Raw genomic sequence first — 12616 nt, 5'->3', positions numbered from 1 at the left:
ATTGAAGTCATGACAACAAAACGTAAACCCTATGTAAGGGAAATGAAGGGCGATTGGTGGCAAAAGCTAGGTTTTTACCGCTTTTATATCATGCGTGAAAGTACTTCAGTCCTTCAAGTCTGGTTTAGTATCTTAGTCCTATATGGGGTATTTGCACTCAAGAGTGGCCCTGAATCATGGGCTGGCTTTGTTGGGTTCTTAAGTAACCCAATCATTCTTATCATTAACATTATTACTTTGGCAGCAACATTATTGCACACCACCACATGGTTCAATCTTGCACCAAAAGCCGTCAGTATTATTGTGAAAGATAAGAAAATGTCTGATGAGCCTATCGTTAAAGGCTTCTGGGCTCTCACGATTGTTGTTACGGCAGCAATCTTAGCTATCGCATTATTATTTTAATCTAAGGAGAATCTGATGAATCTAACGCCTAAACGTTCCGATGAGCCGATTTTCTGGGGATTATTTGGTGCTGGTGGTATGTGGAGCGCCGTAATTGGCCCTGCAATCATCATTCTGTTAGGGATTTTAATTCCTCTCGGCGTTGCACCAGAAATGCTTAGCTATGAGCGCATTATGGCATTTAGCCAAAGCTTTATCGGCCGCGTATTCTTATTACTGATGATTATTTTGCCAGTTTGGTGTGGTATGCACCGTATCCACCATACGCTGCACGACTTTAAAATCCATGTCCCTGCGACAAAATGGGTTTTCTACGGCGGCTCAGCAATCATTAGCGTTATTGCAATTATTGGTGTATTTACTCTGTAAATAATTCAATCACACATTATTTTAATAAAAGGTATGACAGCACATTGTCATACCTTTTCTTTTTTAGGGCTTAAAGCCTCGAATAAGTGATTCTAAACCAAACAAAAATGCTTCTGTTCCATCATCATTATCCATGATTTGAACAGCTTCCTTTAATAGCAATGGCATCGCCTCGTCTTGTTCAACATCTCTCTCACCCATTGCCGCTAAATGCTCTTGCTGCTCAAGTACTGAACCCAATGTAAAGTGCCCCACTGCACTCACTGCATAAAGGCCACTTTTTAATGAAAAACCGCTATCAATCATAAATTGTAATTGCTTTTCTACGGTGGCGTATTGTTCTGTACTAGGGCGTGTTCCTAAATGTACCTTTGCTCCATCACGATAACTGAGCAAGGCTCGGCGAAAACTTAATGCGTTATGGTGCAAAAACTCCTGCCACGATTCCCCCTCAACGGGTAATGAATGGTTATGGTGTCGTTTTAGCATTTCAACAGATAATGCATCCAACAATGTGCGCTTGTTCTTCACATGCCAATACAGTGTGGGTTGCTCAACCCCCAATTTTTGGGCCAATTTTCGTGTTGTCAGCCCTTCCATTCCTACTTCATTCAATAAATCTAATGCCGCCGTAATAATGGTTTCTTTATCCAATCGTGCCATCGTTTTCCCCTTAATTTCTATTGACACTCTATCACTGATAGGGATATATTCCAACTCTATCAATGATAGAGAAATAGATAATGAATAAATTTGCGATCACGGCATTAATGATCACAGCCCTTGATGCGATGGGGATCGGTTTGATCATGCCTGTTTTACCTGCTTTACTGCGTGAATATGTCTCCATAGAACATTTGGCTAATCATTACGGCATACTGCTCGCGCTCTATGCCATCATGCAGGTATTTTTTGCTCCAATATTGGGTAAATGGTCCGATAAATTCGGCCGCCGGCCCATTTTGCTTCTTTCCCTTGCCGGAGCAGCGCTGGACTACACTTTGTTGGCTTTATCGAGCTCACTTTGGATGCTGTATTTAGGCCGTTTAATTTCAGGGATCACTGGTGCAACAGGCGCAGTAGCCGCTTCTGTTATTGCAGACAATACACTGCCACAAGAACGTACCAAGTGGTTTGGTCGTTTAGGTGCAGCTTTTGGTATTGGCTTAATCGCAGGGCCTGCGATTGGGGGTTTTGCAGGACAACTCTCTCCTCATCTTCCTTTTGTTATTGCGGCTATTTTGAATGCGTGCTCTTTTGTCGTGATCTGGTTTATTTTTAAAGATCAACACAAAGTCGCTGAACAGGGTGAGCAGAATGCGGAGCTATCGTCACCTGTTCCCTTCATGCAAGTGGTAAAACCCGTGATTTTGCTACTTTTCGTCTTTTTTATAGCACAGTTAATTGGCCAAATCCCTGCAACAACTTGGGTGTTATTTACCGAAAACCGCTTCCAATGGAATAGCATGCAAGTTGGGTTATCCTTAGCAGGCTTAGGCGTTATGCATGCCTTGTTTCAAGCCTTTGTCGCAGGCGCAATAGCCAAAAGATTCAATGAAAAAGTGACAATCATTGTCGGCTTTGTCGTGGATGGGGCCGCATTCATTATTTTGTCATTACTGACAGAAGGCTGGATGATTTACCCAACATTGGTCTTACTCGCTGGTGGCAGTATTGCATTGCCAGCACTACAAGGGTTGATGTCAGCTCAAGTTAATCAAGCTAACCAAGGTAAATTACAAGGAATTTTAGTCAGTTTAACCAATGCCACTGGGGTTATTGGTCCATTATTATTTAGTTTTATTTTTGGTCAAACACTCGCAACATGGGATGGCTGGGTATGGCTGATTGGTGCGATGATGTATGTTTTATTGATCGCATTTATTTTATCTTTTCATAGAAGTAGCAGCCAGATAGTTAAAATAACGAAACTGCCGGAGAGCTAAGTTTTAGCATGTTAATATCAAGTGCTATGATGGCCTTATCAGATTTGCTTTTGGAACATGACGTTAAGAGATATTTCGATGACAATACAACCTAAAAAGCCGAGAACGAAACCTGCAAAAGAAAGGCTAGATAACCTGATAAACGCATCATCTGAACTTAAATCATGGTATGAAAATAGCGTCAAATACTATGTCGAAAAGCAAAATATTTATATAGTTAATAAGGTAACTATCTGATTTTTCGTTACTGTAACCCTATGATGTATTGATATTTAACCCCCCTTAAGGGGGATTAAATCATGACTAACACTAAACAGGATTTGGTTTTGGCAACCAAGTAGATATAAAGTAGGAAAGCCCACAAACCGCAACAAATAGCCCAACATAACCTAAGTTAAAGTGACCTAAATAACCGACGACTAAAGGCGTTATCCCCCCGATAGAGGCAGAGGCGCCATTGTACCCTACGCCTAGTATTGTTGCTTGCCCATTAGATTTATCCATCAGTACGGCCGATAAATTACACAATATCATCGCTGAATATACGGACATAACGACTTGAGCGAAAAAGACGAGAAGTAAATTATCTAGCTGCAATGAAAAATAGAGTGGTACTGAAAGCAATACCATCCCAATGACTCCCATATTAAAAACAGATTTAACTGAGCTATATTTATCGGTTAACCAACCACATATCAGCATAAAAATTAACAATAGACCGGACGAAAATATTTCATAAAAACTCTTTATCTCGTCTATCATTAATTTTTCAATAATTAATGAAGTTGATAAATTTTGAGAGTAGAAAGTGACAGTACCAGGAATGGTAAATAAGAAAACCCAAAATACATGGAGCCAACTGAATATTGGTTTTTCATCTAATTCACTTTTATAATCCGGTAATTTTGCTCTAAACCAAAAACTAATTAAAATATTAATTAAACCAATTAATAGTGGGAGCCTCCAGCCAATTGACTGCATCGCTTCTTCAGAAAATGTGTTCTTTAACATGAAAACGACAGCTAATGATGCGATTACTCCACATAAAGAACTACCAACAATAATTGATGAAACTCTAGATTGAATATTCCCATCTAAATCCTTAAATAAATAAGTGATTAAAGAAGGAAATTCCCCAGCAAAACTAAAAGAAAGTGCTAATTGTAAAATTAATATTACTAATGGCGTATAGTTCCCTAATAATTCAATGGGTAACAGTGCCATCATTAATGTTGCCGTACCGGTTATCATACTTGTTAATACTAGAGCTGATTTTTCCCCTACCGTATCAGCATATCGGCCTATAACATACCCACCTAGTGGGCGGATAAAAAAACGTAATGCAAAAATCCCCCATACCATTTCCGTTGCTTGTGTATAACCTAAATTAGTTAATTCCGTACTTAAATAAGTGGATATAGCCGCAAACACAGCAATATCATAATACTTTAAAGCATTACCTGCGACGGCGCCAAACATGAATCTCCATTTCATTATTTATCCCTTTTCTATTAATCAATTTCCTTGTAGAAAAATATTCTCATATTTAAGGGTAACTCACCAAAGATTCCAAACACGCAAGAGTAATGCCATTTTCTTTTAAAGCCTGAAATAAACCACTAGGTGAAGTATAAGAGCAACCTAGTTTTTCTTTAATGCGTAGAATACGTTTATTTTCTGTCGCTTCCGAACAACCTTGAATATAACTAATTTCCTTTACTCGGCAATGTGATAATAATAAACGAATAGTTATCATTTCTTTACGGGTAAAACGAATGTTACCAAAACGCATATAATGATGAAAATCTAAAATATCTCGGTTATTATCTTCAATTTGTTGAGATAAGCTTATGTCCGCCCTAAGTGGTAAAATAATATTTTCATTATCTTTCCAGACATGCTGGGAGTAATCAGAAATAACAGCTCTTAATTTATAGAGCTCTAATAACTCATTAGATGAGAATTTCTTTCTTGAATTTATTGATGTAATTTCATATACACCGCCATATTGAGTACAAAAATCCACTTTCATTTCTTTCTTATCTGTTTTAGATAATGTTTTTTGAAATTCGGCAGAGTAATTATTCCAATATTGAATACCAGGGATTAATCGCTCCTTTACTTTCTTATCTAAATCATCATCCCAAACCATAAGAACCCAATTATAATTACTAGAAATAGTCCTTACAGAATGATTAATCAAATCTACTCTACTATAAGTAACATCTATATCATTCCAATCGAAATACTTTAAAAACTTATCACCAAAACCAGAACAAGAAAGTTCTAGGTGTTTATTTTCTATATTCATATGTCACCCTTACATTTAAATAGTTAATAACCTTTGTTTTTTACTCAATAACAATGAAACAAATAGAGTTAACGAACTCAATGAAACAAAAACACCAACCAAGGAAACATCAATGATGACTAAATAGTTGATAATTAAAGGCGTTAACCCGCCTATAATCGTCGATGCAAGATTGTATCCCATACTTAAAGTCGTAACTTGTCCATTGGCTGGTTTTGCCATGGCATAATTCCAATTACATAAAACCATTGCTGAAATAATAATAATTGACGATTGGGAGATAAGTACTAATGATAAAACCTTAGTCGACATTAGGTAATAAATAGGAATTGATAGTATGGCAGCTAACTTTACCCCTAAGTTAAACACCCGTTCAGAGTAACTGTATTTATCTGTTAACCAGCCAACTATTGCCATTAAAATCAATAATAAAGTTGATGATATCATTGAATATATACTTTTAAATTCTTCTAGCTCTAACTCCTTAAGTAAAAACGAAGATGAAAAATTTAAGGTATAAAAAATAACCGAACCAGGAATAACAACCAGTAAAATATTAAATGCCTTAAGCCAATCTATTTTTTGGCACCCATCATACTCAATGGGTTGGTCTGGTAAGCGATAGCGAAACCAAAAACAGATCAGTATATTACCTAGACCTAATAGTAGTGGTATCCTCCACCCCACCCTTTGCATGGTTTCAGGGTCTAATATATTTTCGAGAATTAACACGATTCCTAACGAGCCAATAACACCAACAACCGCACTTCCAGTTAACAACGCCGAAATTCTACCTCGTTCTTGGGGCTTAGAGTCTTTATATAAATAGGTAGACAGTGATGGGCTTTCACCCGCAAAACTAAAAGATAGCAACATTTGAAGAAATAATATGGCTAAAGGCGTATATACCCCTAAGAGTTCAATTGGCAGAAATGCCATACATAATGTTGCACTACCGGTGAGAATACTTACTAAAATCATTGCCGGTTTTTTACCAACTTTATCTGCATAACGGCCAATCACATACCCACCTAGTGGCCGTATAAGAAAGCGTAAAGCAAAAATCCCCCACACAAGTTCCGTTGCTTGCTGATAACCTAGCCGAGTTAATTCTGCACTTAAATATGATGAAATCGCTGCAAAAATTGCAACATCATAAAATTCTAAGGTATGCCCTGCTACAGCGCCAAAACGTAATTTCCATTTCATAAAATGATCCCATATCCCTATATGAAACAAATAGTTAAATTAATTAATAGGCATTAATTTTTCTAAGCTTGCTAATGTAATCCCGTGATCTTTCATTACCGAAAAACATTCCTTTTGAGATACCATTTCACAGCTTAATTTTTTTTTGATATTGTTAACCCTTATATATTCGTCCTCCTCCGAACAGCCTTGAATACGGCTAATTTCATTTATATTTCGGTGGGAAAGCAACAAACGGATGGTTAATACTTCTTTATTTGAAAATGACAACTGCCCAAAACGTATATAATTAGAGGTTTCATTACCCCTGCAAATAATAGGTGCGGTTTCGTCTAATTCAATTTTTTGGCGTAACGGTAATGCAACCGTTTTATTTTCAGACCATTTTTCATATGCATATTCAGAAACTATTGAACGCCATCGATACAATGAAAGTAAATGATCATATGGGACTTTATGATTCGCATTGAGTGAAAATATCTCAAATAAATTATTGTATCTATTGCAAAAATCAATTTTTTTATTTCCTTTATCTAATTTGGTTAAAATTTTCTGGTATGCATCTGAATAATTACTCCAATATTGAACACCCGCAAATAACCGTTCTTTTAATGATAAATCCATATCATGATGCCAATAAATTAATTGCCATTCATAGTCGCTTGACAATGCATATATCTTTTTTTCGTCAATATCAATAATATTATAATTAACATCAATATCATTCCAATTAAAATAATTACATAGGTCTAATTTCACACTAGCACTTATTTTTTCCATCCTATTGTTTTCTATATCCATAAAAATCACCTTTTAGTTATTTAAATAAAAATAAAGATAATAAAAACGTTGAATCTATATCTTTAACACATAAAAATAAATATTCAAAGGCCAAAATTTAAAGGTATTCAAAATTAAGAATTATTTTTTTATCTTTATATCTCAATTGAATTACAGTTCATTAAAATAATTTAAATTATATTTATATATTAACTATTGGAGATCATATGAAACAAGACTGGCACTCGGCTGATATTATTGCAGCAATAAAGAAAAAAGGTTCTTCTCTTTCACAAATATCACGTTCAGCAGGGTTAAACTCATCAACATTAAATAACGCCCTATCTAGACGCTGGCCAAAAGGAGAGCGCATTATTGCCGAGTTTTTGGATGTTGCACCATCTGAAATTTGGCCATCGCGTTATAACGAAAAATAACATAAGAATTGTTTTCTCTATGTCCCCAAAAATATCAAAAAAAGCGGGTAACTTTCTCTGTCACCCGCTTATTATTCATTTTTAATTAAAAAATGCTTAATTTGAAAGCTAACTTGATACTTTTAAACCAATTAGCCCTGTAATAATCAAGGCAAGGCTTAATAAGCGAAACATATTCGCTGATTCCCCAAGAAAAATAATCCCAACAATTGCCGTACCCACTGCACCAATACCGGTCCAAATTGCATAAGCCGTGCCGACAGGTAAGTCACGCATTGCGTAAGCTAACAGACCCATACTCGCAATAATCGCAATAATGGTAATGATACTCGGTGTTAAACGTGTAAAACCGTGGGTATATTTTAAGCCAACAGCCCATACAACTTCTAATAAACCCGCAAATAAAAGGACGATCCAAGCCATAGCTGGTTGCTCCCGTTAAATACTCGGGGTCGTCCCCATATTTAAATGACGTTAATTCAGGTCGTCCTGAATACGTATGAAGTGAAAATTCATTATAAACATTCATGTAACAAGACTCAAGCAACGAAAAATAACAAATAAGCGCAAATCAGCAATAATATTTAACCTTTTTATACTGTTTTTTATGATTAAGCATCATAACCATCGCACTCAAAATTATACACAGGTAAAGTAGGTGTCTTATCTGGCAAGTTCATCGAGAAAACAGCATGAGTCTCAGAGACATCTTACTCGCCCTTTGTGTGGTGATTATTTGGGGAGTTAACTTCGTTATCATTAAGCTCGGGGTAACTGCACTTCCACCGTTATTATTAGGTGCCTTACGCTTCATGTTTGTGGCCTTTCCCGCTATTTTTATTTTTAAACGCCCTAAAATTCCATTCAAATTATTACTTCTCTATGGGCTAACAATTAGCTTTGGTCAATTCGCCTTCTTATTTTGTGCTATTCAAGTTGGTATGCCTGCGGGTATAACCTCTGTCATATTGCAATCCCAAGCTTTCTTTACCCTATTACTTGGCGCAATGATTTTAAAGGAATCATTACAGCCAACCCACTTTATTGGTATGTTTATCGCGATTGCAGGGCTGACGGTGTTAGCCAATGGTGCCACTGCCGGTGGGCTTGATGATATCCCATTACTCGGATTAGCATTCACTTTAATTGCTGGATTATCATGGGCTTGTGGTAATATCACTAATAGAATTATTATGAAACAGGAAGGCGCAGAGAAATGCAGCGCCCTATCTTTAGTCAGTTGGAGTGCTCTGATCCCAATTATTCCGTTTTTAATTAGTTCATGGATTTTAGAAGGTGAAGAAGCAATTATTGAAGGGCTATCTGGTTTTAATTGGTCGGTCTTTGGTGTCATTATCTATTTAGCTTATTTATCAACATTTGTTGGCTATGGGATCTGGGGTGTCTTACTCGGTCGCTATGAAGCGTGGCGTGTTGCTCCTTTTTCATTGTTAGTTCCCGTCTTCGGTTTAAGCAGTAGTGCATTATTTCTTGATGAGCACATTAATGGCGTACAAGTTGCTGGCCTTGTTTTAATCATGTTTGGCCTAATTACTACACTTTTTGGCAAAAAAATAATTCAAAAATTAAGACATACCTAGTTAACCAATTAATAATCGGAGGTTTTTTAACTTCCGATTATTTCCCCTACCTTTACCCATCCCCTCATCGATAAAAATACATCAATAGCCATTAATTTCAAAATAAATAATAAATCAAGATAAAAAACCAATTCAATAGACAACCACTAGTTCAAAACCAAATAAAATCCAATAAATAATCCTAAATTAGTGATACTGGCTACAATTATGAAATTTATCTCAAATTTCAATTGGGTGTATCGGTTTAGCTACTTTTTCTTTGACTTAAGTATGGTTATACCTTTCTCAGTTTTACTTAAACAAATAACAAAAAGTAATCAACTGAACAGATGGGGATGGCTATGGGTAAACAATTAATATGGATTGTGCTCGCATTACTTGGTGCTTTTTCACTGGGTTACATCGCCTTAAATCGAGGTGAACAGATTAATGCCCTGTGGATCGTTGTTGCAGCCGTGTGTATTTATCTGATTGCATACCGATATTATGGGCTTTTTATTGCTAAAAAAGTACTCCAAGTTGATGCAACTCGTATGACACCAGCAATTCGTCATAACGATGGCTTAGACTACGTACCAACAGATAAAAAAGTATTATTTGGCCACCACTTTGCTGCCATCGCAGGTGCTGGCCCACTTGTCGGCCCTGTACTTGCGGCACAGATGGGGTATTTACCAGGCATGCTTTGGCTACTTGCCGGGGTTGTGCTAGCAGGGGCCGTACAAGACTTTATGGTGTTGTTTGTTTCAACACGTCGAGACGGCCGTTCACTGGGTGAATTAGTTAAAGAAGAAATGGGTAATACGGCAGGGGTTCTGGCTTTAATTGCTTGTTTTATGATTATGGTGATTATCTTAGCCGTACTCGCTATGATTGTCGTAAAAGCCCTCACTCATAGCCCATGGGGAACTTACACCGTTGCCTTTACTATTCCATTGGCGATTTTTATGGGTATTTATACCCGTTATATACGCCCAGGACGCATTGGTGAAGTTTCTATTATAGGGTTAGTTTTCCTCGTATTTGCAATTATCTCTGGGGGTTGGGTCGCTGAAAGCGAAACTTGGGCACCTTATTTTGACTATACTGGTGTTCAACTCACTTGGATGTTAGTGGGATATGGCTTTGTTGCCGCTGTACTTCCTGTTTGGCTGCTACTTGCCCCACGAGACTACCTATCAACCTTCTTAAAAATCGGAACTATTATTGGTTTGGCAATTGGTATTTTAATCCTCAATCCAAATCTACAAATGCCATCGCTGACCAAATATATTGATGGTACAGGCCCGGTTTGGGCAGGTGACTTGTTTCCATTCTTATTTATTACCATTGCTTGCGGTGCCGTTTCTGGCTTCCACGCACTGATATCATCGGGTACCACACCCAAAATGTTGGCGAATGAAAACCAAGCTTGCTTTATCGGCTATGGTGGCATGTTGATGGAATCTTTTGTAGCTATCATGGCGTTAGTCGCCGCTTGTGTGATTGACCCGGGTGTTTATTTCGCCATGAATAGCCCCATGGCAATGTTAGCCCCCGCAGGTACACAAGATGTAGTCGCTTCTGCTGCCCAAGTTGTCAGTAGTTGGGGCTTCCAGATCACCCCTGAACAGCTTAACAGCATTGCTAATGATGTGGGTGAAACCAGTATTATTTCACGTGCCGGAGGTGCTCCAACACTGGCTGTTGGGATGGCGTATATTCTCCACGGTGCCCTTGGCGGTCTAATGAATGTCGCCTTCTGGTATCACTTTGCCATCCTATTTGAAGCGTTGTTCATTTTAACCGCGGTGGATGCAGGAACTCGAGCGGCACGCTTTATGCTGCAAGATTTACTGGGTGTGGTTTCTCCATCCTTGAAACGTACCGATTCGTTACCCGCAAACTTGATAGCAACCGCGCTATGTGTGCTTGCTTGGGGTTATTTTCTTCACCAAGGTGTTGTCGACCCACTTGGCGGTATTAACACCTTATGGCCATTGTTTGGTATCGCGAACCAAATGTTAGCGGGTATGGCATTAATGCTGTGTGCTGTGGTACTGTTTAAAATGAAGCGCCAAAGATATGCATGGGTCGCTTTAGTCCCAACTGCATGGTTGTTAATCTGTACGATGACTGCAGGCTGGGAGAAAACTTTCAGTGAAGATGCCCGTGTTGGTTTCTTAGCTGTCGCAAATAAATTCCAAGCAATGATTGATAGCGGTAATATTCCAGTTCAATATACGGAATCTCAATTAACTCAGTTAATTTTCAATAACCGCTTAGATGCAGGATTAACTATTTTCTTTATGATTGTTGTGGTATTGCTGGCTCTATTCTCCATCCGCACTGCGTTGAAGGCATTAAAATCCGACCAACCAACAGCGAATGAAGTACCATACGAAGCCATGCCAGCCAACTATGAAGAAATCGTGGCAAATACACGCCATCATTGATTTTCGCGGAAAAGCTTGTCACTGTTTAGGGCATATACTCTTTCTCCAAAATAATTCACGTTGGAGCAAGGCGGCAAAGAAGATAATCCCTAGGAGCATACTCCAGTATGTGACTAGGGTTAGCGAATAAAGCCAACGCAGCAATAGCGTGAAGTATGAAGGAGAAACTAGGAGCATACATAACAGTATGTGACTTGGGTAGCCGAGAGCAGCCAACACCGCTACAACACAAAGTATGACGAGGATTTATGTTTGGAGAACTGGGAAAAGCAGCCCGCTACCTAGGCCAAGCGGCAAAAATGATGGTCGGCGTCCCCGATTACGACAACTACGTCGCTCATATGCAAAAAACGCACCCTGACCAAACTCCCATGACCTATGAAGAGTTTTTTAAAGAGCGCCAAGATGCACGTTACGGTGGTAAAGGTGGGTTTAAGTGCTGTTAGGCCTTAAAAAATAGACAAAAAAAGCCGTGGCATTCGACCACGGCTTTTTATTTTTAACGATTCAGTATAGGATCAACCGTTATTTTACGCGTGAAACATACTCGCCAGAACGAGTATCAACACGGATCACTTCACCGATCTGAACAAACAGAGGAACCTTAACCACTGCGCCAGTGCTCAGTGTTGCAGGTTTACCACCTGTACCTGCGGTATCACCTTTCAGGCCAGGGTCAGTATCAGTAATTTCTAACTCAACAAAGTTAGGTGGAGTGACCGCGATAGGACGGCCGTCCCACAGTGTTAAAATACATTCTGCTTGGTCAACTAACCATTTCGCGTTATCGCCAACGGTTTTTTCGTCCGCTGCTAACTGTTCGAAAGTTTCGTTGTTCATGAAATGCCAGAACTCACCGTCGTTATACAGGTAAGTTAAGTTCATATCCATGACATCTGCACCTTCAACAGAGTCAGTAGACTTAAATGTTTTTTCCAACAGTTTGTTAGAAATCAGTTTACGGATACGCACACGTGCGAACGCTTGACCTTTACCCGGTTTGACGAATTCACTTTCTAAAACGACACAAGGCTCGCCATCTAACATGATTTTAAGACCTGAGCGGAATTCATTGGTACTATAAGTAGCCATGGTGATCCTCTAATTTATAAACTAAAAATGG

14 protein-coding genes are annotated in these 12616 nt (G+C 38.4%); 7 read left to right on the top strand and 7 right to left on the bottom strand.

Annotation, left to right across the window (positions count from 1 at the left end; all coding sequences use genetic code 11):
- Positions 1 to 9 precede the first annotated feature (9 nt).
- Entirely contained in the window at positions 10 to 405 is a 396-nt protein-coding gene (gene frdC, locus PSE83_RS17000; protein WP_004258617.1) for a fumarate reductase subunit FrdC, read from the top strand.
- 15 nt (positions 406 to 420) lie between these two features.
- Positions 421 to 774, top strand: coding sequence for a fumarate reductase subunit FrdD (gene frdD / locus PSE83_RS16995; protein ID WP_004258620.1), 354 nt, complete (start codon positions 421 to 423; stop codon positions 772 to 774).
- Positions 775 to 837: 63 nt separating this feature from the next.
- On the opposite strand, the gene tetR is transcribed toward frdD, so the two are convergent.
- Positions 838 to 1437, bottom strand: coding sequence for a tetracycline resistance transcriptional repressor TetR (gene tetR, locus PSE83_RS16990; protein ID WP_164565534.1), 600 nt, complete (start codon positions 1435 to 1437; stop codon positions 838 to 840).
- An 80-nt stretch (positions 1438 to 1517) separates the two neighbouring features.
- On the opposite strand from tetR, the gene tet reads away from it, so the two are divergent.
- Positions 1518 to 2720 carry a Tet(A)/Tet(B)/Tet(C) family tetracycline efflux MFS transporter gene (gene tet, locus PSE83_RS16985; RefSeq protein ID WP_096864381.1) on the top strand — a complete coding sequence of 401 codons (1203 nt, stop codon included), beginning with the start codon at positions 1518 to 1520 and terminating at the stop codon, positions 2718 to 2720.
- Between the two features lie 309 nt (positions 2721 to 3029).
- Here tet and PSE83_RS16980 read toward each other — a convergent pair whose 3' ends face one another.
- From PSE83_RS16980 to PSE83_RS16965, 4 genes are read right to left on the bottom strand one after another with little or no spacing between them, the layout of a single operon-like run.
- Complete coding sequence (locus tag PSE83_RS16980; RefSeq protein WP_272660999.1) at positions 3030 to 4214, bottom strand: MFS transporter; 1185 nt, start codon at positions 4212 to 4214, stop codon at positions 3030 to 3032.
- 52 nt (positions 4215 to 4266) lie between these two features.
- Complete coding sequence (locus PSE83_RS16975) at positions 4267 to 5031, bottom strand: helix-turn-helix transcriptional regulator (RefSeq protein WP_004258635.1); 765 nt, start codon at positions 5029 to 5031, stop codon at positions 4267 to 4269.
- Positions 5032 to 5046: 15 nt separating this feature from the next.
- Positions 5047 to 6240, bottom strand: coding sequence for an MFS transporter (locus PSE83_RS16970; RefSeq protein ID WP_004258638.1), 1194 nt, complete (start codon positions 6238 to 6240; stop codon positions 5047 to 5049).
- A gap of 39 nt (positions 6241 to 6279) precedes the next feature.
- Positions 6280 to 7041 (bottom strand): hypothetical protein, encoded by a 762-nt coding sequence (locus PSE83_RS16965; RefSeq protein WP_181489358.1) that lies wholly within the window; start codon positions 7039 to 7041, stop codon positions 6280 to 6282.
- Positions 7042 to 7247: 206 nt separating this feature from the next.
- On the opposite strand from PSE83_RS16965, the gene PSE83_RS16960 reads away from it, so the two are divergent.
- A complete protein-coding gene (locus PSE83_RS16960) occupies positions 7248 to 7457 on the top strand; it encodes a helix-turn-helix domain-containing protein (RefSeq protein WP_004258645.1) in 210 nt (69 codons plus the stop codon).
- 108 nt (positions 7458 to 7565) lie between these two features.
- Here the strand turns inward: PSE83_RS16960 and sugE are convergent, their stop codons facing one another.
- Positions 7566 to 7880, bottom strand: coding sequence for a quaternary ammonium compound efflux SMR transporter SugE (gene sugE / locus PSE83_RS16955; RefSeq protein WP_004258648.1), 315 nt, complete (start codon positions 7878 to 7880; stop codon positions 7566 to 7568).
- Positions 7881 to 8149: 269 nt separating this feature from the next.
- On the opposite strand from sugE, the gene PSE83_RS16950 reads away from it, so the two are divergent.
- From PSE83_RS16950 to PSE83_RS16940, 3 genes are all read left to right on the top strand, one after another.
- Entirely contained in the window at positions 8150 to 9058 is a 909-nt protein-coding gene (locus PSE83_RS16950; RefSeq protein ID WP_004258651.1) for an EamA family transporter, read from the top strand.
- Positions 9059 to 9399: 341 nt separating this feature from the next.
- Positions 9400 to 11493 (top strand): pyruvate/proton symporter CstA, encoded by a 2094-nt coding sequence (cstA, locus tag PSE83_RS16945; RefSeq protein WP_094961461.1) that lies wholly within the window; start codon positions 9400 to 9402, stop codon positions 11491 to 11493.
- A gap of 248 nt (positions 11494 to 11741) precedes the next feature.
- Positions 11742 to 11939, top strand: coding sequence for a YbdD/YjiX family protein (locus tag PSE83_RS16940; RefSeq protein ID WP_004258665.1), 198 nt, complete (start codon positions 11742 to 11744; stop codon positions 11937 to 11939).
- Positions 11940 to 12018: 79 nt separating this feature from the next.
- Here the strand turns inward: PSE83_RS16940 and efp are convergent, their stop codons facing one another.
- The gene (gene efp / locus PSE83_RS16935) at positions 12019 to 12585 is read right to left on the bottom strand and encodes an elongation factor P (RefSeq protein WP_004258667.1); all 567 of its coding nucleotides are present in this window, start codon (positions 12583 to 12585) and stop codon (positions 12019 to 12021) included.
- Between the last annotated feature and the right edge of the window lie 31 nt (positions 12586 to 12616).

It is taken from the genome of Providencia sp. PROV150, from assembly GCF_028481025.1.
Classification (GTDB): Bacteria; Pseudomonadota; Gammaproteobacteria; order Enterobacterales; family Enterobacteriaceae; genus Providencia; species Providencia hangzhouensis.
Note: the sequence above shows the minus strand (reverse complement) of the source record. Positions and strands in the feature narration are given on the sequence as shown.